This window comes from Acinetobacter sp. 243_ASPC (genome assembly GCF_001054715.1).
Lineage (GTDB): Bacteria > Pseudomonadota > Gammaproteobacteria > Pseudomonadales > Moraxellaceae > Acinetobacter > Acinetobacter soli.
The window spans coordinates 1-24,075 of sequence record NZ_JVOR01000119.1 but is presented as its reverse complement, the minus strand read 5'-3'; the positions used below and the strand labels follow the sequence as shown (position 1 = coordinate 24,075).

Here is a 24,075-nt window from a genome sequence, read left to right as displayed (position 1 = left end):
CCTGAACTTGTCGGAGCGGATAAGCCTGAGGCCACTGTATCGATCAGCAGGCCTAAGTTTTTGTAATTTTCGCGTTTGGCTTGATATTGTGCTTCATATTGATGTTGTAATTGCTTACAAATCATATTTTCTAAATATTCTTTCGATCTCTTCTCTTCTTGAGGGCTGCTCTTTCAAAACATTTTCTAGGCCTTGTCTAATATGAAACTTTACAATATCTTCTTCATAATCTCCTTCATTTGGTTCCAAGCCCATCATTTCATGTACCCAGGCGCAATAAATAGTTGTACCATCTTCTTGTAACTCAGGAGCTAAACTCCAACCTGGATCACCACCTACAGGTTCTAATGGATCTTTACCTATAGTTCCTCTCAAATAATATTCTAGATCTTGCCCTCCTGTTATTCCAAAACCCAAACACCAAAGTAAAGGCATTAAGTCTGACGAATAGACCTCTTCATTAATATAACCTATCATTATTTGGTTCCTTTAGAAATAGGATTTATAGGAAATGCTGATGGCACATAATTAGTCCCCTTATATGAGCTAATCGGCACTCTAAAAGTAATCCCATTCACGATTACATGCTGTATTTTATTACCATCCACTCCATAATTTACGATAGCTTTTGATGCTGCCTCATTTGCCATCACTGCCATTTGCTTATCAGTGTATACTTTCGGATCATAAACTGTTTTTGTCTCAACTCTTCCATTTGGTAATTGATATTTAATATCCATAATTCCTTTAGAAACTTGAGTTGGATTACCAATTACTTTCCCCCCACTGATATTAAGGACTTCATAGAAATTATCAGAATTATGTCCACCTGAAATTACTTTCTGATTTTTACGCCCTGCAACCTCACCATTGATTAAATGTTTTCCTAAAGGAGTATCGATCTGTGCTGTACCAGAAGGAGTAATCCCAGCTCTAGGGCGTATAACAATACGTCCAGCAAAATCTGCCTCAGGCTCCATTAGAACTTTAGTAACATCATTTCCATATTTCTTCTCAATCGCAACCAATACGTCATCGCTTAATTTTGTAACGCCTGATACTGATTTTGAAAATCCTAAGGCTAGCGCTGAAGCTTTCGCTATTTGTCTCTCTTTAGGAGTTATTTCCTCTCCTGTTACAGGATCATATTGTAAACCTATAACTGCTACGAATTGTCTGAGTGTTAGATTATTTACCAGATTTACTATATTATCACTCATCGTTTTTTCTGGTACTGGAATAATACAGCTCTGATTTTTGCAATTTGCCAATATCCTATCGTTAAGTTCCTTTTCCTTTTTGTTTTCAGCGATAGCTTTTTCAATTCCTTTATTAATTATAGAAAAGTCATTATTCTCCACCGCATTTTGCGCAACCTGCCCACTTTGTACTGTAGTTGCGACATCACCCGTTGTAGCGCCCAATGCTGTGCCTGCCAAACCAACAATAGAACTGATCGTAGATTTCTGCTCTGCCGTGAGGTCTTTGGCCTCTTTTCCATATAAGAAACTCGATAGTACTGGTGCCGCTGCCTCTGCTCCTCCTGCTGAAAGTCCCGCAGTCAACGCATTATTTCCACCAGCCGCCGCAACTGCTCCTCCAAGTACCGTATGCGCTAAAATATGTGCCGCTTCTTGACCACTCGTCAGTTGTCCATTTGCATTTTTACTCGCTTGTTCTTTGAAATATTGACCAATCTTATAACTTGCCGCTGGGCTGAGTGTCGCGGTTGCTATTCCTAGACCTGAACTTGTCGGAGCGGATAAGCCTGAGGCCACTGTATCGATTAACAGGCCTAAGTTTTTGTAATTTTCCCGTTTGGCTTGATATTGTGCTTCTGTAATATAGCCCTTTTCATATTGTTCTTTGGCTGTATCCGATAAGGTATTAATTTCTTGTTTGGCTGCCTGTCTATTTTCGTCAAACCGCTTCGTCACTGCGATCTGTGTGCCGATCTCTTTTTGTACCCTATCCTTGTCAAAGTTATTCGCAATCGCTCCGCTGTTCTCTTTTGCGGTTTCGGTACTGGTTGTGGTGTATATGTCCGCTTTGGATTGCGCTATGGTTTTGCCTGTGAGTGCCTGCTGGGCAATGCTTTCTGTTATGGTGATATTTTGAGTATTAACACCACTCTTGGTCACGCTGCTGTCTTTGTCACTGTCTAATCCAAAGCCCACTGATTTGTTGACGCTATTGCTTGGTCGTCCTTCTTTATTTTTTCCACTGCCATCCCATCCACCTTTCAAATTTACGCCGCCACTTACTCCTAGGCCTTTGGCATCGTATTCGGTCTGGTTGTGAATATCCGTATAGGTGAGCGTGCCTGTGCTGAGGCTGTTTTTATTCAAGGTTTCCGCAAGTGGGTTTGAGGTGATGATCGCGCCTTTTAAATCGGTATTGTTTTTCACATTGATCTGATAGCCGTCATCGCCTGCATATATTCCTGCCTGATCATGTACCGAAGCATAGTTAGCATTGATATTGGTTTTATTCGCACTTCCTGAAGCAGATACTCCTGTTCCAATACCGACCGTAACTTGGCCTTCTATGTTTTGTTGTGTGCTGTTGTAGTTGGCTGTGTTTTGCAGGCTTTCGATATTCAGTTCTTTAGCATCGACTTGTACGCCTTTGCCTTGCACCTGTCCACCAATGATGTTTGTGGTATTACCACTCTGGATGATGGTCTGGCTGTCTTTGCTTCCTACTTGGCTGGTGAGATAGCTAGTTTCGCTGCCACTACTTTTACCCTTGCCAACATTACCTCCTGCCGTCACGCCAGCCGCACCTCCTTGTGGCCCGTAACTTGCTGCGACGCCCACATTCCAGCCTTTACTCTGGTTTTTACTTTCTTCTGTGCGGGTTTGTTGCGCTGCTTGAATATTGACGTTGTTTTGCGCTACGAGCTGAGTACCTTGTTGCCCGATAACGTCTGAGCCAATAATGTTAATATTGGATTGATCCCCTGCGCCTGTCGCGTTCAGGTTCACTTTACCACCTGCATGGATCTGGCTGGCGCTGGCGTTAGTGCTCTGAACTTGGGTTTGATCGGTATTCTTTTGTTCTCCGTAGGTAATCGTGGCACTCACATTCGCCGCTTTTGCAAGATTGCCTCCTGAGCTGGCGATATCTTTTAATTTTGATAACGTCTGACCTGCCTTGTAGCTATCAAAAGCACTATTGGCTGCTGCCATTGCATTCACACGATCATTCTTGCTCTGACCCACTTGCTTGGTCGACTCAACCGCACTTTGTACCGCAGTCACTACGGGTACATTCACCGCAATGGTCAGACCTTTCTGCTGCATCTCATGTTTGTATAGGCTGTCTTGTTGTTCTTTGGCCGCTTCTACATTAATTTGCTGTGCCTGTAAATTTACATCACCTTTTTGCGATGAAACTGTACTGCCTGTTTGTTGATAGGTCTTACCTGCAATAATATTGGTATCGCCATTTAAGCTGCCCACCTGAGAGGCACTATTGGTAAGTTGTTGGCCGGTCTATAAAGTGGTGTCTTGCTTTTTACCTAAACTAAAACCAATACCGCCTGTAGACATAAAACCTGATTTTTTAACAACACTATTGGTTTCACTGTTGTACTGGTTTTGTGCACCTTCAATCGTCACATTTTCTTTGGCTTGTATCTGGGTCAACTCATCAGACACTATATTGCTGCCACGGACATTGATATTTCCTGCATCCAATAGCACTTTTTTGCCTTCAACAATACTGCCCACCGCAATATCTGAACTACGATGGCTAAAGTCGCTGGTCGTAGAGCTGCTCAGTTTACCTTTCTTGGTAAAGCTTGACTGATCTTGTTGATCAAGTTTGTTTCGACCCTCTTCAATCTGGAGTTGCTCTTTAGCTTGTAACGCGGTTAGGCCTTCTGAACTACTGATTTGTGAACCATGAATCTGGATATTATTGCCTTGTAAGCTTAAATCGCCTTGGCTCTTAATTTGGCTGCCGACCTCAACTTGTCGTGTATCTAAATGATAAGCTTTTGAGCTACCCACCACATTGTTGGTCACTTGTGTATTCAGGCTACCGACTTTAAGGTCACCGCCTGTACGAATAATCGTTTGTCCACCGCTATTATTTTGGATATTTGCCGCCAATATACGAGTGTCACCCCCAACGTTCATCACTAAGCTTGGCTGATCGTTCAACGCTTGCTGTTGTGCTGAACCGACGTAAAGACCCGCAATTCGATCTATTCCTGTCCAGCTATAGTTGCTCTGGCCTAATGCATTTTGGCTGCTCTGTGTGGTGGATTGAATATTCAGGTTACCTTTTACCTGCAAATTCATGGCTTGATCGGCCTGAATCATACCACCAATATTATTTAAATCTTTTTCAGTACCTAGGCTAACTACGCCACCACGGATGTTTCCAGCAAGGTTGTTTAAATTCTGGCTATTAATTTGAACAACTTGTCGTCCTGCAATGGTTCCTGCATTGGTCAAATCTTTACTTAAATTAAGCTGAATACTATCGGCACTAATTAAAGTGCCATCGCCTTTTAAATCACCCACACGCGCTTTAACATACACCTGTGGCACTAAAGCTTTGGTTTTTGTACCATCTGGTAGGGTAGTTTCTTTTTCGACCAACCACACAATATCACTGCTTAACTGCGCCATTTGTTCTGGCGTGAGTGCAATACCGGGGCGTAAGTTGTACTGTTTTGCATAACTCAGCCCATTGTTCATGAGCGCTTTATACTGTTCCTCATCGGAAGCATATCCTTGTAAGAAACGGTAGCCGGTGAGTTGAGCAACTTGGTCCTGTACTATACGTTGTTCATAGTAACCATCACCTAATCTTTTTTGTTGAAGCGCTGGATCAAGCCCTAATGCATTCAACATATAATCTGAAGATAGCCAGTTGCGATAGTTACTAAACGCTGGATCTGTTTCAACAAGGTACTGAGCACGGCTGTCTGGATTTTTACTATATAACGCATTATTTGGAACTTTAACGTTGGCATTGTTGGTACGAATTTCAAAACCACTACCATCAATCTGTGCTGTTTGCCCCTCAACAGATGTCGCTTTTGTCTCATTATTTTGAATTTGATCGACTGCGCTACTACTCAAGGCTTTATAATCGGTCGTGTTTGCCCCGACTACGCCTTCAAGCTGTGCCTGCCCTGTTTTCACTTCATTTGATTGAATACGATCAGATTGAGCTGTCGTTTGTTGAACTGCTGCGGTTTGATTCGTTTGTGTAGTTTGCTGATCAATCACATTGGCATTATGGTTTTGGCTCAGCGCCTGTTCAGTCAAATTATCTTTGTTGACTTGCTGGGTTTGATCTTGCACTTTAGCAGGTGTCGCAGTGGTCGGATTTTCATAGATAAATAAATCTACCCCTTTGGTCACATCTGCTGGGTTATAAGCCTGCTCACCAGAAGCCCAGACACGATCGTGCCCCTTACCGTCATAACTGCCCGAACTCGGCGTTACCGTTCCTTCTTCATGCGTAATTTTGGTGCCTTTGGCATCGACATTGTGAATTGCTTTGGCATCTCCAATCAGCTTTTGACCTACCATAATTTGGCTTTTGTCATTATTGATTGTGCCTGTGAAACTTAAATTGCCTCCAGCACTGATCACAGCAGGCGCTGACTCATCAGCTACCGTCGTCGTGGTCGTTTGAGTACTTTTCACATGTTCATAGTGGTCAGTACTGTAAAGTTGTCCGTTGTAAACCACATAACCTTTAAACATATTGCCAGCCGAACTGTCTCCACTGTTACTGACAATAAAGAAGCGGCCTTCTGGACGGCTTAAATAATCCTCCATCGTGGCATTATAGTATTGTGTCACGGTTGGATCTGTAGCCTGTAACTTGCTAAACAGATCTGGATTCTGGCTATAAATTTCCTGCGTAATTAAGAACTGATAACCAGGGTTGTACCTTCCGGCACGCGAATCTGAAATATACATATTCCAGTAATCAAGTTGCGCTGTAGTCTGCTGTTGTTTGGTTGTAAAAAAGACATTCTGGTTATTCACCGTATCAACATTCAAGTCGATATTGCCATTGGCATTAATTACAGCACTTCGGTTATTGACTTGCTGCGCAGTTCCTTGCGCATGCCACTGAGAGTCAAGCGAACCTCCTATACGCAAGTCTCCCATGGCAATAATTTGCGACCCACTTTGATGATTAAGGTTATTTTCCAGATTGTTTAAAACCTGTACCCCCAGATCCAGATCACCTCTTGAGGCAATGACTGGCGCTAAACCATTGAGGCTTTGGTTATTTAAAGTATTCGCCTGAATTGCAATATGGTCACCATAAATACGTCCGGCAATATTATTGAGTTGGCCTGCCTGAACATATGTATTTGCACCATTAATGAGTCCATAGTTATTGAGTACGCCTACAGCTTTAAGTTGAGTTTGCTGGCTTTCCAAACTGCCATCTACAGCGTTTTCAATTGTATTTGCTGAAATAGATAATTGTCCGTTACTTTTGATCGCGCCATGGTTGCTCACTTTACCTTTAGAGCGCAGGTTTAAATTTCCCTGTGCCTGCAACTGACCTTGAGCATCTTGTACATAATCATCATTGAGCTGAAGATTGAGCTGTCCCTGACTTAAGACCTTACCGTCGCCTGTTAAACCTTTGGCTAGAATATTTAAACCTGCAGTTGATGAGCCTTCTTCACCTGCAATAATCATCCCTTGCTGATTGTTTACAATAAGACGGTTATTGTCTTGCTGACCTTGTATTGTTAATTGATCAAGACTACTAATTAAGCCTTTGGTATTATTTAAATTATCCGAAATATTTAAATTCAGTTGCTGCTCAGCAGAGATGCGCCCAGCACTATTATTTAAACTACTTGCAGCTATTTCTACTTGTCCTGCCTGAATACCGTAACTCTGGTCATTGTCTGAATTATCAATATTTTGACTCGCAATTTTGACTTGCTTTGCTGCACTAATCAGGCCCTGCTGACTATTATCGAGTTGGCTTCCACCCATCAGGCCTGTATTGAGGCTAATGTTTTGATTCGCACTGATTTTGCCTTTCTGATTATTAATCGTACCTGCTTGTCCAACACTATCGATCAGTAAGTTTTGTCCACTGGCGAATAAGCCCGCATTACTGTTATTCACCTGAGGCGCTTGAATGGTTAATCCATTACCAGCAATAACCTGACCTTGTTCATTATTTAATTCTGAAGTTTGTAATAAGACTTGCCCTAAAGATTGAATACCTTGAGCCAACGCTGTCTGGGTGGAATTTGAATTAGTTTTACGGTTATCAATGAGTTGCACGGCGTTTATACCAAGATCACCCTGTGCAGTGATGAGACCTTGCTGATTGTTCAGACTATCGGTACTAATCTGTAAGGTATTCCCGCTGTTCATCTGCCCATTTTGGTTATTCAGGCTCTGCTGGTGAGTATCAATCTGAATGTTGCTTTGGTCACCTTTAGTACTACTAATCAAGCCTTGCTGGCTATTATCAAGCCCCTGTACATCGAGTTTAATCGCTTGATTCGCCTGAATCTTACCACTTTGATTATTCAGTGCTTGCTGAGTCGTCTGGATCGTTATGCCCGCATCGACCGACCCAATTTGACCCGCTTGGTTATTTAAGGCGGCACTTTGAATCATTAATTGTTGTTGTGCTGCGATTAATCCCGCTTGGTTACTTAAGGTGTTTTGGCTATTTAGCTGAGCATGTTTTGCAGCAAGAATTTGTCCCTGATCATTCAAAATGTTTTGTGCATTTAGATTGAGATCACCACTCGAATGAATATTTCCAGACTGGTTATCGAGTTGTGAGGCTGTATTGAGATTAAGACCTGCTGTACCTGCGGTGACAATACTGCCCGCACTGTTTTTTAACGCACCAGCCTGAATTTCAAGATTATGATTGGTCTGAATCTTGCCATTACTATTATTTAGAAGATTTTTAACAATGAATTGGTTAACAACATTGTCTGGTGTTCCAGCCTCAACAATTTGACCCGCTTGATTGCTAAGCTGCTGTGTATTGATGTTAAAGCCATTGAAGCTAAGTAGCGTTCCAGCGTCATTGTTTAACTCGGAACTATTGGTTTGCAAACGACCAGCAGTTTTGATATTGCCCTGATTATTATTGAGCGTATTGGCAATTGCGAGTATTAGTTGGCTGTCTGCTGTGCCAGACTGGATCAGACCATTCTGGTTATTTAAATGATTGGCATTGATCTGTAGTTTTTGGCCTAGACTGTCAATTTGCCCGTTTTGATTATTTAAATCACCTGTCAACGAAATTTGAGTATCATCTAAACCTGTTTGCTGGATATGTCCTGACTGGTTATTTAAGTCTTTAGCATTAATTTGAACTTTATTTGCCTTTAAGTTGGCGTGTTGGGTATCTAGCGTATCAGGAGTGGTTAAATTAAGTTGCTCTGCGGCCTGAATCGAACTGTGTTGAGCGCTCAACTGACCAGATTTACTGCTAAGCGAAATATTTTTTGCTTGAACAAGGCTTTGATTTAACACATGGCTCGCGGCCTGACTCTTCAAATCACCGCCCGCGATGAGTTGCCCCTGCGCATTTATAGCACCTGTAGCATCAATGCCAAGATTACCCTGATTTGCTAATGCACCCTCTGATGTTAAACCAGCAATCATGCTCCCTGCAGAAGTCTGGGTCAGTGTAGCCGTCTGTATATTTAAGTTATTTTGAGCAGCGACCTGTCCAGCATTGTTAAGATTTTGAGCAACTTTGAGTTGTTGATTTTGGCCAGCGTAAATCAGACCACTATTGTCTAATCGCCCAGTCTGCACATCTATATTTCGTGCTGCCTGAATAATACCAGCCGACTTAGCTTGTTCAACACGACCATTATTGAGTTCATTACTAATATTGAGTGATACATCACCCGTTTTAGCCGCAATGACTCCTGAACGATTATCTAAGTTTGATGCAGAGAGCTTAATCTCCTTCGCTTGTATCTGCCCTGACTGGTTATTAATTAACTGATCTGTTTTAAGCTCAAGCGTATTCGAACTAACGATACTACCCTGTTGGTTGCTTAGTTCCTTTCCAGCTTTTAGTGTAAGCTGGCCTTCACTCACAATATTACCCAGATCATTTTGAATATCGTTTTGGCCGACAATATTGAGCTGAACAGGTTGTGAAGATGAATCATTTTGAGTGACCAGAATGGTCCCGTCTTGGTTATTCAGCGAACCTGCTTGAATGTCTAAGTTATGATGACTTTGTAATACACTGCCTTGATGTTGATAGTCACTATTTACACGAATTGAGCTTTGGCCATTTGCAGCACTCAACAGCATTTCACCATTACGGTCAGTCAATTGGTTGGCTTGAATATTGGCTTGAGTAGCAGACACTTTTGATTGATCTAATCGTGCTTGATTGGTCGTAAGTTTGAGTGCGCCGTTCGTTCTCAATTCAGCCTTTTGCGCCTGAATATTTTGTATATCCATAGTTAAGCCGGCTTGGCCAGAATGCAAAATCACACCAGAGTCACTATTGAGTCCCTGTGATTGAATATTGAACTGATTTGCATTGGTGAGAATACGGCCTTGCTGGTTATTAATAATTCCCTGAACAGTTAAATTCAGGTCATCTGTTGCGGTGTGCTGAATCAAACCCTGTTGGTTATTAATGTCTTTCCCAATGTTCAGATTCAGTTTTTTCGCAAGAATCTGACCGCTTTGGTTAATTAAACTTTGCTCGTTTTGTACTGCAATGAATTGAATAGCATCAGCCTGCAATACACCCGACTGGTTATTTATATCTCCATCACGCGCTGTAATCGTAATATTTTGAGCTGCTGCCGAGCCTTGCGATACATCTACATTTGCTCCATCTAAATCAATATTACGGCTTGCCAGTAATTTGCCGTGATGCTCAAGTGACTGTTCTGTTTTAATCTTTAAATCGGCTTGAGCATTTGGATCTTGCTCACCTTGAGCATTGATACCGACCGCGACCACACTTTTTTCATCACCAACAAGACGCTGACTCGCTAAATCAATATTTCCATAGGCAGAAAGAATACCTCCCTGCTGCGTCATAACACCGGTATTGTTAATTTTTAACTGTTGATCAGCACGAATATAGCCCTGATTGGCAAGTTGCTGGCTGTCAATTTGCAGATTTTCATGACTCGATAACGTACCATTGACTGCATTATTTAAAGATCCAGTTTGAATTTTTAAACTTTGATCAGCATAAATCGTTCCAGCGCCGTTATTTAAAGCCTGATCTTGGTTTTGAATCGTAATATTTTTTGCAGAAATTTCACCTTGGTCGTTATCTAAACCTACAAGTGAACTATCCAAGTTATTGTTAGTGACTATTTTTCCTTTCTGGTTATTTAAATGACCTGAAAGACTCAATTTTAATAATTGTCCAGCCTCCAGATCACCCCCACTGTTATTTAGGCCCAACCCCTGTAAATAAAGTTCAGACGAACTTGCGATTTGCCCTGCTTGATTGAGAATATTTCCACTTGAGATCAGACGAATATTATTTAAGGCATTCATTTTACCGCCCTGATTATCAATCGACTGGCTATTTACATCTAAAGATGTGAGTGATTGTAGTAATCCTTGCTGATTACTAAAACTACTGGTCTGAATCTCTGCCTGCTTAACGGTCAATTGCCCCTGATCATTGTTAAAGCGCTCGCCCTGTATTTTCACATGACCCAAATTGAGCTGACCGCCTTGGTTATCTAACCCATTTTGGCTCTCGACATCTACACCGCCATTGGCAATGATGGTTCCTTGATCATTATTCAGTTGGTCTTTAACATGAATATAACCTTGGTCATACGTTTTTGGCGTAGTGTTTACTGGGGTAGCAACCTGCAAGCTTCCCCCATCTTGTGCAGGATTTGATGGAGCGGTCTCTGATCCTGTTCCACCTGTCGAGCCGCCCGTACCGCTGCCTGTCGTGTTCTTAGCAATGCCGATTTTACCGCCAAGGTTGGTCATTGAACCTGACTTCAAATCCAGCCCTTGCATACCTGTTTGTTCGATAGATCCACTATTTTTTAAACTGGTCGCATCTATCACAACGCGAGCAGCGTTCAATGTGCCGCTATTATTTAAACGATTCTGTTGATTCAGATGCAACTCATCGGCACTACTGATTAAACCTGTATTGTCTAGATTTTGACTCTCAACAGAAATTTGTGATGTGGCACTACTCACGTTACCCGTATTTTGAACATTTTGAGCTTTCAGCTGTACCTGATCTTTATTCGCAATCACATTGCCTGTGTTGACCAAATCCCCGTTGGCATTGAGGCTCAGCATACCTTGAGTGCTATTGATCGTGCCGGCGTTACGTACACCCAAGCCTTGCTCGGTTCCCACCAGAAAGATTTTCCCAGCATACATTCCGCCCAATTGGCCTACATCTAAAGCAAAGTTGGATATCGGTGCACTTGTAGCACCCGTCGTTGCAGTAATTTGAGGCGCTACTTGGTCTTTGACTTGAATATCATTTTGACCTAACACCGTGTTCAGCTCATTGGCATATAGGCCTGCATTGACTTTTAAAGCACGTGTATAGATATCGGTAAACGGGGTTAGACTTCCATTTAAACCTTTACCGTCAATCGTCACTTGCCCCTCGCGAACACGGAACGATTCCAGATAACCCTGATTCATCACCGCCTGCCCTGTGGTCAGGGTAAAACGATCTGCATTAATCACACCACAGCCATCACAGACCAAACCAGACGGATTGGCAATGACCACTTGCGCCTGTTTTCCGGCAACTTCGATATAGCCTTTGAGTTGACTCGGATTACTCGAGTTGACTTCATTTAAAATGACTTTTGCTTCACCTTTTGCAAGCCAAGGATTGCCCTGTACCCAGCCACCGATTTGAGTTTGGGTGTTATTTCGTGAGTTATTTAAAATGGCGCCTTCTTGCCCTACATCAAACTGAGTATAAGTATTGCGTGACACACCACCGGCACTCGGCGTCTGGATATTCACCTGCGTGGTACCATTGGCACTGTTTAAGATGGTAGCTTGCTGCGACGTCGGTGCGCCTTTATCGGCAATAATTTGCGTATCTGCCACCGTACTCATGGGTAGGCTGATCACTAAAGCGCCCAAACACCCGATCACGGCAAAGTTAAGCGGATTGAGTTTTTTATAATGAATCGGCGAAACCGTGACTGCCACCGTATCTGCCGACGTTGAGGCGGAAGTTTGCCCAGCCTGTTTGGTTTGACTTTTGACAATTTCGGCCACGGCAATAAATAGACCACGGGCCTGACTAAAAATAACGCGGTAGCAATTCTTATTCATTTGTTTTACTCAATCTTCATTTCTATAAAAACACATGCACACCATTGGACGGTCGCTTTGATCGTCTAATGCTCAATAGCTCCAGTTCACACTAAAGCCCGTGGTGTAATGGTCTGTTCTAAAGTTATCTGGTTTTTTCAAGGGAGCGCCCACAAAGACGTCGTAACTCATGCGCAGTGGCGCGATCTGACCACGTAAACCCACGACACTGCCCAGCAAGCTTGTACCTGGCAATGGATTCGGCTGATACGCTGTGCGTCCACCCACTTCACCGTAGTCAATACCGGCATACCAGTAATGCGGTTGACTTAAAATCGAACCGCTCAATTCATTTCTCACCAAAAAGCCGTTATCGGCCAGTAGGGTTTGTTCGCCATCAAAGCCACGTACGGTATAACGGTTACCAATCGAGAAACGGTCTTGTGGGGTTAAAGGTTTGTTACTTCGTTGCATACGCCATTCGGCGGTATATTGCAGATTCTGCGCGCCCACTTTAAATGGTACTTGCAAGCTGGCATTGGCCTGTAAAATTCCTACACGGGTATATGCTTCATCAAATGCTTCTTCGGGTGCACGCATGGCTCCCAGCCAGCCTGTGCCTCGTTTATAGGTCAGATTGGTTGCTAAAGTCGCATTAGAGAAATATTCAACATGATCCAGCATGGCTTTCCAGCCTGCGGTTTTTCGGCGTTGCACTTCAACTTCAACATCTTCAACATAATTTCGAGACTGACGCGACCAGCCTCCCACCCCGAGTGAGGTTTTTCTGTGCGCATCCCGATAGATCACACGAGAGAGATCGACACCCACCAATTCACTTTCGCCGCTATATTGATAGCTCTGGCTCGCACCTGCTACGGTCTGGTTATAATCCGATTTGCTGTAGCTACTGGTGAGCAACCAATAATCGAACGGGATGGTGTAACTCATATACACCCCATCGCTGCCATGTTTTCCAGAACCTCCCCCCAAATCATGGTTGTAACTGACATAAAATAAGTCATTGAGTGTCAGTAAATGATCGAGCGATACGGTGGCCGTTCCCAGATAACGTCCAGTTGATTTAGCGCCTGAGTCATCAAGGCTTAAATTGATGCGGTAAGGTTTCGATTGCTGCCATGCAAGCATGACATCGCTATAACCCGGTGTATCGTTATTTTCGGCAGGTTGAATTTTAAAATCTGCTTCAACTGTTGGTACACGTTTAAAGTTTTCTAGGCCTTGTTCTAGATCACGTATATTGAGCACATCACCGGATTTAATCGGAAGCGCATTGATTTTATGCGCACGTGCCGAGGTGCCTTGAGCAAACTTGACCTGATCGATTCGCCCAGGGATCACCACCATACGAAGCTGACCTGAGGCAATATTTTGTGCAGGCAATAAAACCCGTGTCGTAACATAGCCATCTGCAATGATCCGGTTTTGCACCAGATTCAACACTTGATTTAAGCCTTGTACACCAAGGCATCTGCCGATGACATTATTTTGCCCATGCGTCACGTCTTTAAGCGTGTACTGAAATTGCTGAGCACCATCCCCCTCAAGCAGAATCGACTGAATGGCAAAGCACGGCGTTTCAGAATTTGATTGTAGGAACTGACGTTGATTCGCCGTGAGCGCAGGAGCGTTTTGCCCCAAATTAACGTTGACCGACGGCTGAATCTGTTTTTGTAAGGCCTCATCACGCTGTTGCTGCAAAATCTGATAGTTTGCCGCATCAATCTGCTGCTGCGGATTCGGTTCAGCAGCCATTGCTGCGCTATACGTACCCGTTAAAGCTAAGGCCAATACTGTTTTTTTTAAAGATATTTGAAGCTGAGCATTCATATTTTTCATTATTGTAAAATAAAAGTGAGAACCAGTTAACAAAATAATAGCAAGCTTTACATTTTTGTAAATATTTTTTAGACAGATTTGTCTTTATGATTTAAAAAAAAATAATAAAAGACCCAAATGATGAATTTGGGACTGGTTGTCATTGTTTCACTTTTTTAGATACTTATTATTTCCAAATTTTCATTTACAGTTTAATGGCGCATTAAAATGTATAACGATAATTGATCAGTAAGCGATGCTGATCCCAATCTTTTCGGGTCATTCCATTAATTTTTTCGCCTAACGCAGCATGCTCAAATTTGGAATCATAATGCAGATATGAATAACGAAAATCCAGATTCTTTATCCAAGGTACACTGTAGCTAAAGCCAATATCGTAATAACGTTCCTGACCTTCAATCTCGCTGCTGATGTTGCTCTGGTGCGCACCAAATCCATAAGCGTATTTAAATTCAGTCTTGAGGCCCTGAATCACATCCGACCAGTTATATCTAAAGCGAAGCGCAACCGCCGTCTCGTCATTGTTGGTAAAATCTGGCCCTATAGCAGAAGACGTCGGAAAAGGATTAGTTCCGTGATCCTGAGTCAGTCCCCCTGTACGATCTGAATGCGTCGAAAAGTTATCTTCAATCCAGAAACCATCAAATTTTGAGATTGCTGCACCTAGTTCGAAACGCTTGATCATCCAGTTAATATCAAAAAAATAGCCGTTCCCACGATTAGATATCTGTTGTCCTTTTATACAATCCAGATCCGCTTCTGCTGCGCACTTAAACAAATTTCCATCATCTCTTGAAAAGAATGCACCGCCTGTCAATAACCATGTACTGGACGCAAACGGCAATTTATATTGAATCGTTGTGCCGTACTTTTCTAAATAATCCTTACTCTTTAAGTATTCGGTATTTAGCGTCCATTGCTGCGTTTGATATTTCGCACCCATCAAAGCCACATAAGGAATATGTTCGTTGTTATCTGTGACTAACTTTTCAAAGCTGTCCATACTACGTGGCTTCCAGCGGTCATAGTAGGACAGATAAGTATTGAGCTCGGGATTCAGCTTAAATTGAGCACTAACGCCTGAAAATGTATCGGGTACAGTTCGGGTATTGGTACTTTTTAATAATAGTGAATCTTGCAGCTGAAGACCGATTTTAATCTCGCTCCCCTCGCCCAATTTGGCTTTAACATAGAGCTGCCCCAAAACTGCAAAATTCTGTGCCAGTTTGCCATTATTTTCAACTTCAAGCAGCTGCGGCGTAGGTTTACCCGTATCAAACAGTTTCGATACCGCATATACAGAACCATCTATTCCCAACCAGTCATGCCAATATACCGAACGGTAATTTAGTTCCATCCCTAGCGCACTTTGCTCATAGCGGCTGGTCGTCGGGTTGGGATTGAGTAATGTTGGATGTGCAACGCCTTGATCATTCCAGTAACGGGTATTAAGTTTAAGTTCGAGTTGGCCATAGTTCTGAGGTATATCTGCATGGCAAAATGCAGTGTATCCCAAGCCAAATACGCTTAATAATAAGCCCTTATTCATTTTAAATATCCTTTTTTAAGCATGAATAAAAACACTGCCTAACCTTTCAGCTAGGCAATTTTTAGATATGTCATATAAAGTTAAGGAGAGAGTTTCTCTAAGACTTGGCCCTTGGTTTCGATGGCAAACCAGAACGTCACCAATCCACCAATTAGTGCCACGATTGCCAGTACGCTAAATACATACTGAATGCCATAGCCTCCAACAATTAATCCAACAATTACTGGCCCAATTGCAGATCCTGCACGTAACCAAGCGGTACTAAAGCCGATTCCCATCGCACGTAAACGTGTCGGATACAGCTCAGCAGCATAGAGATATAGAGAAAATGAGATGGTTTGTAAAATTGCATAACTGAGCGTAGCGAGTACGACAACCTGTATCGCAGATGTTGCGCCAAGCACAGACAGGCTCATTAAAGGAATAATTGCCAAAAAGAAAGCAGCACTATACCAAGGGCGGCGGCCCACTTTATCAATCATGAGCGCACAAATGATCGAAGCAATCACCCCGACTCCCGAGGTAATCCAGCCATAACCAAGGCTGGTCTGCAATGGTAAGCCAAAATGCTGTTTATACAGTGAAGGTAACCAGGTCACCATAGCGTTATTCACCATATATACGCAAAACCACATTCCCCACAAAGTGAAGGTACGTTTACGGTAGATTCCCTGAAATAGCTCACGCCAGTTGGTTTTCGCCATTGCCTGTGGATTGATGTCTTTCACGACAGGTTCAGGAAGTGCCTTACCTTGTTTTAACGCCCCCTGTTCGAAAATTTTCACAACCTTATCGGCTTCAGTAAAACGTCCCTTCGAGGCGAGCCAGCGTGGTGATTCAGGTAAGAAAAAACGTAATGGAATAACCAGTAAAGATGGAACCAGTCCGACAATAAACATGACTTTCCAACCATAAATCGGCATCAGAAAATATGCAGCCATTCCTGCAAACATCAGTCCCATCGGGAAGAGCACTTCATAAAGCAAGAAAAACTTGCCACGTTTTTCTGCTCCAATAAACTCATTGATATATGCACTCGCGACAGGAACCTCACCACCTGTACCTACACCTTGTAAAAACCTAAAAACCAGTAACGATAATCCGCTCCATGCAAATAAACATGCAATATCCATCATCACAAACAACATGATGGTAAAAAACAAGACCCGTAGCCGCCCTACTTTTTCAGCCAAAGAACCAAAAAAAATGGCACCTATGAGTTGGCCAACATAACCCGCTGCAATGATGGCACCCACGTAGGCTGGAGTTAAATGCCATTCTGTAATCAGCTGGGGTAAAGCAAAGGCAATTGCAAGTACGGTATAGGCATCAAAAAAAGTGGCTATTCCAATGGTGATTCGCATGAATTGCAATCGTTTAGTGACGGGTAGTCGCTCTAATCGTGCAATGATGTGTGCATTTTGTTGATGATGACGAATTGATTCTACATCCGCTAGATTGGTCATCTCCGTTCTCCTTATCAACTACATTCCTCGTAGTTTTGTTGTTTTATACCTAAACCGTTTGACTAAAAATCGCACGCATATTTTCTTGTTATTTTTAAATGACATGCCCGATTTTTGCCTCAGGCAGAGTAACCTAAAAAAAGGCTAGCGCATAGGCTAGCCTTTTTTCTTCAAGCGATGGCTTGAGCGAGATTGACCTTTCCAATGCCAGCTTGGCGCATCGCTTCATGAATCTCCTGCTCTGCCCCTTCTGCCAGTGGAAGTAAAGGCGAACGAACAGTTGCATGATCTAGAATCCCGCGTGCAACCAAAGCATGTTTGAGAGCGACGGTGCCTTCCATATGCGATCCGCGGTGGTAAACATTACGTGTGACAGGAAGCAGTTGATCGTGCAATGCTCGTGCTTTCTCGTAATCTTTGGCTTTGCCTGCCTTGATCATTTCAATCAATAGCTCTGGAGCAATATTGCCATAGCCGACCAAAGCACCATCCACATCAAACATGGTATGTAAAAGATATTCATCGTGGCAGGTCAATACCTGTAAATCAGGACGCTCACGGCGAATAATCGGAATTTCGACATCCCAACGACGCATGTTTCGCACACCATTTTTCATGGCAAATACGCCAGGCTGTGCAGAAATATCGAGTAAGGTATCTAAATCATAAGTGGCTTTAGTGGCATCTGGATATTGAAATAAAATTGAAGGTAAACCACTCTCTTCATAAATTGCTTTGTAACGATCTTGTGGAGCACCTTTTTGATATCCAAAACGTAGCCAGCCATGCGAAGGGTAAATGAGTCCTGCCGATGCACCTGCACTGACTGCACGCTTTGCTTCTTCTGCCGCAACAGACGTACCTTCAAGCGTGATCCCTGCAATTACAGGAATTCGATCATCGACAGATTTGACAAAGCTTTCAATCACCTGCATCTGCTCTTTTTGTGAAAGAAATGTACCTTCACCTGCGTGGCCTAAAACCACTAGGCCTTTTACGCCATCGATACTACCTAACCAAGAACCTAAGCGCTGAATCGCGTCGTGATCTACCGCACCATCGCGTGTGAATGGTGTTACTGGTGCTGGGGTAAGTCCACGTAAATCTAAGCTCATAATCGTACTTCCTATACTATGTGATTTATCATTCTCATTCGCCCTTAAGCAAGGCTCATTTTTGATTTCAGAGAACATAAATGGAGTATAGAAAGAGTTCAGATATAGAGGAATTACCATTTCTTACATTTCAGTTATACTGTTTTTGTATACCTTTTTTAAAACGATTCAGGATTGATCGATGAATTACGCGTTATGGAAAACCTTTTTAGATGCAGTTGAATTAGGAAGCTTAAGTAAAGTCGCAACGCTACAAAATACCAATCAGCCGCAAATCAGCCGACAAATCAATGAACTTGAAGCCGTATGTGGAGGCCGGCTATTTAACCGGACAGGCCGAGGTGTCGAACTGACCGATTTGGGTCAGCATTTATTGCCCAAAATCTATGCATGGATCAATGTAACCGACCAGTTTAATAATGAGATTTTACACTCAACCGATACGCCTGTTGGCACAGTCAGGATTGCCAGCTTACCCTCTACCGCGCACCCATTGCTCACCACGCTCTATAAAGTACTTCAGCAAAAATATCCGCGTATTAAGTTATCGGTCCGCGAGGGGCAAGGCGTACATTTGGAAAAATGGCTTGAAGAAGGTAATGTCGATCTCGCTTTACTGTATCGGTTTAGTCCAACCCCTAAACATGGTGATATTTATCTGGCCGAAGCGGATACCTATCTGGTCAGTTGCGCAAATGACCCTCTCACCCAAGCCAAAGAGATCGAGTTTAAAGCCATTGAGCACCTTCCTCTGGTTACCTTTTGCCGGCCAAGTAACTGGCGTAATTTTCTTGATCATATGGCTTATGAACACGGGCTAAATCTAAATATTGTATTTGAAGCAGATTCAATTAGCCTACAGACACATCTGGTTGCTGAAAATGGGCTTTATAGCTTGTTGGGCCCTCAAGCATTAATCAAGGCATGTCAATATACGGCAGTGAACGCCGCAAAAATCGTAAATCCTGAGTTGAAACGTTATATTTCGCTATCGGTTTCAAAGCATGGTTATCTTACACCTGCCTGTAAAGCGGTGATGGAGGAGATCAAGCGTATCGCAGATCTTCTGTAAGTTTGCCTTAAGCTTTTGAAGTTCGAGTAGTTTAATCGTGATCACGCTTTTTCATTTCATAAACTAACATGTGCAACAGCGTATTAGCAGCGTTGCCCAATTGCCTGCCTAATCGAGTAATAATATGCGATTTTGTTTGCGCAAATGTCGGATGGTGCAATGGAAGTGCGATGAGATCAGGATATAAATGTGCATGATGTTCAATGGTGAATTTCGGTAAAAGGGTAATTCCGCCATTTATCGCATAAGCTTTTAAAGTAGATAGATTGTTGCACTCCAAAGTTGGGGTTAACACGACCCCTGTGAGATTTTCCACCTGAGAAATAATTTGTCGAATTCCGTGTGAAACATCCGTTAAGGCAAGTCGATATTGATTCAGTTGACTCAATTCAATTGGACTTATTTGTGCAAGCGGATGCTCTTTATGAAGAATAATAGACAACGGATGATCCATTGCTAAGTGACTACGAATTTTGGGATCTCTTGCCGGATTAAACACCAATCCTAGATGTGCCTCATCTTCCGTTACTTTTCGAATCACCTCGTTACTGCTACAAATCGATAAATGCAACTTAATCTCGGGAAATTGTGAAGAAAACTCACTGAGTAAGCCCGCAACATCGTCAATATATCCTTCACCCATTGCAATAAAGATGTGTCCCTTTTGCAATCCCTGTAAAGATTGAAGATTTTCTAATAGCAATTCCTGCTGAATTAAGTAGGCTTTGTAATATTTGAGAACTTCTTCGCCAGCTTCAGTGGCTTTAATCCCACGTCGATGTCGTTCAATTAATGTCACCGCAAGTTCTTGCTCAAGTTGGCTGATCTGTCGACTCACCGCAGAAGGTGCAACATCCAGCGCATCCGCAGCAGCTCGGACACTCCCTTTATTCACCGCTTCAAAGAAAAATTTAATACGGTTTTCGTGCACATAGCTCATTCTTTTAACCTAACTTGTGTGTTGCGCTAAAAGCAACAAACTTTAAGAATCGTTGTTATTGATAACCAATTTGTCTGATATCTATACTCGTATTCATAAATCTTGTAAAGCATATTTGACCGTTATAAAAGCTTAAACAGACCAAACCAATCGTGACTTGGTCAACATCTCAAACGCTTCTAAATACGCTTTGGCTTTGCACAGATCTTGATTTAAATCATCTTTAGCGCATTGAGCGTTACGAGTATCAAATATGAAAGTAGGTGTATTAGGGTTAGGTAATATGGGAGCGGGTATGGCCGCCACACTCGTTTCAAAAGATTTTGAGGTTTACGGATTTGACTTATCAACACAAGCAATTATCGAAGCGCAAAAGCATGGTGTACAGCCAGTAAAAAATTTAAAAGAACTTTTGGATAATATTGAGATTCTAATTATTTCATTACCCAAAGCTGAACATGTTGAAGCAGTTATTTTCGGTGAAAACGGTGTACTAACACGGGGTCACGCTGGCTTAATTATCGTCGATACAACCACCTCGACACCAGAAACGAGTCGCAAAGTTGCCGCAGCGCTTGCAGAAAAACAAATGTATTTTGCTGATACACCTGTATCTGGTGGGCCAAAAGGTGCTGCAACTGGCACGATGAGTATGGTGATTGGTGCAGAAGATGACGTCATGCATAAAATTAAACCTGTGTTAGAAGCAATGAGTACAACACAAGTGCATGTGGGTGGAGTTGGCGCAGGAAATATTACCAAAATTGCCAATAACCTTTTGGCAGCAGCACATTTAATTACCACCGCAGAGGCCATGAGTCTTGCTGTTCATTGCGGAATAGACCCAGAAAAACTGTTAGCGGGCATTAATGCAGGTTCAGGCCGAAGCGCAGCAAGCCAAGCCATGTTTCCACAGTGGGTACTCAATAAAGCCTATAACTCTGGATTTAGTATGGGGCTCATGCGCAAAGATGTAGGACTGGCCCAAGATATGGCTGATGCGCTTGAACTCGACTTACCTGTATCTAAAAAAATTGTGGCTTTGTGGCGTGAAGGCAGTAAGCCACAGCTCTCCGACACAGATGATTTTACAGCGATTGTAAAACATACCGATCTCGAATTTTTTGGATAAGGACAAAGAACATCATGTTTCAAGAATTAAAAAATATTATCAAGTCTTACTTAGGTACAGAACAACTCGGAAGCTGGATTAATGGTGAACTCGTCATTGGAAAAGGCGAACTCATTGAAATGCATTCAGCACATGACAATCAGGTTACGTTTAGCTATCCAGATGCAGATGCGTCGATTGTTGCCTTAGCAAGTGATGCGGCAAAACAGGCACAAAAACAATGGTGGAAACTGACTGCTAAAGACCGTGGTCGAATCATGTACATGATAGGTGCCGAGATTAGAAAAGAAATTGATGGTTTAACACACATTGAATGTGTCACCTCAAATAAACCTTACAACGACGCACGCGGTGATGTGGTTCGTGTGGCAGAAATGTTTGAATACTATGCAGGTTGGGTGGATAAATTTCATGGTGAAGTTATTCCGGTACCGACCAGCCATTTGAACTATGTGCGTTATGAAGCCATGGGTACCATCATGCAGATTACCCCGTGGAATGCCCCCATGAATACGTGTGGCTGGCAGGTTGCTCCTGCCCTTGCTGCAGGCAATGCCGTCATTTTAAAACCATCCGAATTAACCCCGATTAGTTCGCTGGTCGTCGGTATTTTAATTGAGCGTGCAGGTGCACCTAAAGGTCTGGTCAATGTTATTTTGGGTTATGGCCACACAATTGGCCAAGAACTGATTGCCAAAGCAGATATTCGAAAAATTTGTTTTGTCGGTTCACCTGCAACGGGTAGTCATATTGCGATGGCAGCAGCAAAACGTTGTTTACCTTGTGTCTTAGAGTTAGGTGGAAAATCTGCCAATATTGTCTTTGAAGATACCCATTGGGATCATGCCGTCAAAGGTGCAATCTCCGCAATTTTTGGTGGCGCAGGTCAGAGCTGTGTATCTGGGTCACGTCTTTTGGTCCAAGAAAGTATTTACGAAAAATTTGTATCTGATGTTGCCAAGGCTGCTCAAAAAATTCGTGTTGGTCATCCTGAAAGTGAAGATACAGAAGTGGGCCCAATCAACAATATCAAACAATATACCCATGTTTGTAATATGCTAGAAAAGGCAGCACAAGAAGGTGCAGAAGTAGTGGGCGATGTGATTTCAGTGCCTAAGACAGATGGCTTCTATATCAACCCAACGGTGCTTAAAGGCCATAATGACATGTATGTCGCGCGTGAAGAAATCTTTGGTCCAGTGGTCATTGCTATTCCATTTAAAGATGAAGAAGATGCTATCCGCATTGCCAATGACAGTCGTTTCGGTTTGGCAGGTGCAGTCTGGACCAATAATGTGGCACGCGCACATCGTGTAGCAGCGCAAATCAATGCGGGTACATTCTGGATTAATGGCTATAAAACAGAGGTGGATCAGGAAATTTGAACAACACTTATAAGTGATATTTTGCTCCCCAAATGATGTTATAAACATCAATATATGGAGTATTTTATGGCACGTAGACCAAGAAGAAATCATTCAAATGATTTTAAAGCTAAGGTAGCACTTGCTGCGATTAAAGCAGAAAAAACACTTGCTGAATTGAGTGCTGAATTTGATGTTCATCAAAACCAAATTATCGACTGGAAAAATCAACTGATTTCAGCTTCCTCGCAAGCTTTCGATCAATCAAAAGCTCCAACAGAACCACCCATCGATCTAAAAAAACTACATGCAAAAATCGGTGAGCAGGCATTAGAAATTGATTTTTTAGAAGGTGTGTTGAAGAAACTGGGCCGCTTCAACCACAAAAGTTAATCGATGACTCACTTCAGATTTCAGTATCTAAGCAAGCTCAGCTGCTGAAAGTCTCCCGTGGTTGTTATTACTATCGCCCAAAACCTGTGAGTGCATCAGATCTGAAGCTGATGCGGTGTATGGATGAGTTACATATGCAATACCCTTTTGCAGGTAGCCGTATGATGCGTGATTTGTTGAATCGTCAAGGACATCATATAGGACGACGTCATACACGTACTTTAATGAAGAAAATGGGCATTAATGCGTTATATTGCAAACCAAATTTAAGCCAGGCTAATCAAGCTCACCGCAAATATCCATATCTGCTCAAAGGATTGGCTATTCAGCGCAGTAATCAAGTGTGGTCTACGGATATAACGTATATCCCTATGGCAAAAGGCTTTGTTTATTTATGTGCTGTGATTGATTGGCATAGCCGCAAGGTACTAGCGCATAGAGTATCGATTAGTATGGAGGTTACATTTTGCATAGAAACATTAAATGAAGCTATTGAAAAATATGGTCGACCTGAAATATTTAATACAGACCAAGGCAGTCAGTTTACCAGTGATGCATTTATTGATGTATTGAAATCAAATGGCATTCAAATCAGTATGGATGGTAAAGGTCGATGGGTTGATAATGTGATGGTTGAACGATTATGGCGGAGCGTTAAATATGAAGAGGTGTATCTCAAAGCTTATAGCAGTGTCACAGATGCGAAAAAGCAATTGAGTGCATATTTTGAGTTTTATAATCTGAAACGACCTCATTCGAGTCTAGACAAAATGACACCAAATGAGTTTTACTATGATCAGCTACCCCAACAAAACAAGGTGGCTTAACTAGAGCGGAATATCACTTATAAATACGCTTTTAGTTGTTCAAACATGTGGGACCACCTCT

Annotated in this window: 10 protein-coding genes and 1 pseudogene; 4 read left to right on the top strand and 7 right to left on the bottom strand. The window is 42.5% G+C overall.

The window, feature by feature from the left end:
* Positions 1 to 114: 114 nt before the first annotated feature.
* From ADA42_RS15775 to ADA42_RS15750, 6 genes and pseudogenes are all read right to left on the bottom strand, one after another.
* The gene (locus ADA42_RS15775) at positions 115 to 477 is read right to left on the bottom strand and encodes a hypothetical protein (protein WP_048766164.1); all 363 of its coding nucleotides are present in this window, start codon (positions 475 to 477) and stop codon (positions 115 to 117) included.
* Between the two features lie 872 nt (positions 478 to 1,349).
* Positions 1,350 to 12,317 (bottom strand): annotated as a pseudogene (locus tag ADA42_RS15770) (hemagglutinin repeat-containing protein); the annotation flags it as partial.
* A gap of 72 nt (positions 12,318 to 12,389) precedes the next feature.
* Entirely contained in the window at positions 12,390 to 14,156 is a 1,767-nt protein-coding gene (locus tag ADA42_RS15765; protein ID WP_048766161.1) for a ShlB/FhaC/HecB family hemolysin secretion/activation protein, read from the bottom strand.
* A 202-nt stretch (positions 14,157 to 14,358) separates the two neighbouring features.
* A complete protein-coding gene (locus tag ADA42_RS15760; RefSeq protein ID WP_048766160.1) occupies positions 14,359 to 15,705 on the bottom strand; it encodes an OprD family outer membrane porin in 1,347 nt (448 codons plus the stop codon).
* 80 nt (positions 15,706 to 15,785) lie between these two features.
* Positions 15,786 to 17,171 (bottom strand): MFS transporter, encoded by a 1,386-nt coding sequence (locus ADA42_RS15755; RefSeq protein WP_004935711.1) that lies wholly within the window; start codon positions 17,169 to 17,171, stop codon positions 15,786 to 15,788.
* A gap of 170 nt (positions 17,172 to 17,341) precedes the next feature.
* Positions 17,342 to 18,286 carry a dihydrodipicolinate synthase family protein gene (locus tag ADA42_RS15750; RefSeq protein WP_048766158.1) on the bottom strand — a complete coding sequence of 315 codons (945 nt, stop codon included), beginning with the start codon at positions 18,284 to 18,286 and terminating at the stop codon, positions 17,342 to 17,344.
* Between the two features lie 181 nt (positions 18,287 to 18,467).
* On the opposite strand from ADA42_RS15750, the gene ADA42_RS15745 reads away from it, so the two are divergent.
* Positions 18,468 to 19,358: a LysR family transcriptional regulator gene (locus ADA42_RS15745; protein ID WP_048766157.1), complete on the top strand. Its 891-nt coding sequence runs from the start codon at positions 18,468 to 18,470 to the stop codon at positions 19,356 to 19,358.
* Positions 19,359 to 19,389: 31 nt separating this feature from the next.
* On the opposite strand, the gene ADA42_RS15740 is transcribed toward ADA42_RS15745, so the two are convergent.
* Positions 19,390 to 20,298: a LysR family transcriptional regulator gene (locus ADA42_RS15740; RefSeq protein ID WP_004935703.1), complete on the bottom strand. Its 909-nt coding sequence runs from the start codon at positions 20,296 to 20,298 to the stop codon at positions 19,390 to 19,392.
* A gap of 253 nt (positions 20,299 to 20,551) precedes the next feature.
* On the opposite strand from ADA42_RS15740, the gene ADA42_RS15735 reads away from it, so the two are divergent.
* From ADA42_RS15735 to ADA42_RS18170, 3 genes are all read left to right on the top strand, one after another.
* Complete coding sequence (locus ADA42_RS15735; RefSeq protein ID WP_048766154.1) at positions 20,552 to 21,430, top strand: NAD(P)-dependent oxidoreductase; 879 nt, start codon at positions 20,552 to 20,554, stop codon at positions 21,428 to 21,430.
* 14 nt (positions 21,431 to 21,444) lie between these two features.
* Positions 21,445 to 22,815, top strand: a complete 1,371-nt coding sequence (locus ADA42_RS15730; protein WP_241485709.1) for an aldehyde dehydrogenase family protein — start codon at positions 21,445 to 21,447, stop codon at positions 22,813 to 22,815.
* A 54-nt stretch (positions 22,816 to 22,869) separates the two neighbouring features.
* Positions 22,870 to 24,014, top strand: a protein-coding gene (locus tag ADA42_RS18170; RefSeq protein ID WP_100833519.1) for an IS3-like element ISAba14 family transposase whose coding sequence is annotated in 2 segments (ribosomal slippage) — positions 22,870 to 23,134 and positions 23,134 to 24,014 — 1,146 coding nt in all. Because the reading frame shifts where the segments join, the coding sequence is not laid out codon by codon here.
* Positions 24,015 to 24,075: the final 61 nt, after the last annotated feature.

Coding starts and splice junctions, on each gene's coding strand:
- ADA42_RS15755 (WP_004935711.1), bottom strand. CDS start 17,171: ATGACCAATCTAGCGGATGTAGAATCAATTCGTCATCATCAACAAAAT.
- ADA42_RS15745 (WP_048766157.1), top strand. CDS start 18,468: ATGAATTACGCGTTATGGAAAACCTTTTTAGATGCAGTTGAATTAGGA.
- ADA42_RS15760 (WP_048766160.1), bottom strand. CDS start 15,705: ATGAATAAGGGCTTATTATTAAGCGTATTTGGCTTGGGATACACTGCA.
- ADA42_RS15750 (WP_048766158.1), bottom strand. CDS start 18,286: ATGAGCTTAGATTTACGTGGACTTACCCCAGCACCAGTAACACCATTC.
- ADA42_RS15765 (WP_048766161.1), bottom strand. CDS start 14,156: ATGAAAAATATGAATGCTCAGCTTCAAATATCTTTAAAAAAAACAGTA.
- ADA42_RS15740 (WP_004935703.1), bottom strand. CDS start 20,298: ATGAGCTATGTGCACGAAAACCGTATTAAATTTTTCTTTGAAGCGGTG.
- ADA42_RS15775 (WP_048766164.1), bottom strand. CDS start 477: ATGATAGGTTATATTAATGAAGAGGTCTATTCGTCAGACTTAATGCCT.
- ADA42_RS15730 (WP_241485709.1), top strand. CDS start 21,445: ATGTTTCAAGAATTAAAAAATATTATCAAGTCTTACTTAGGTACAGAA.
- ADA42_RS15735 (WP_048766154.1), top strand. CDS start 20,552: ATGAAAGTAGGTGTATTAGGGTTAGGTAATATGGGAGCGGGTATGGCC.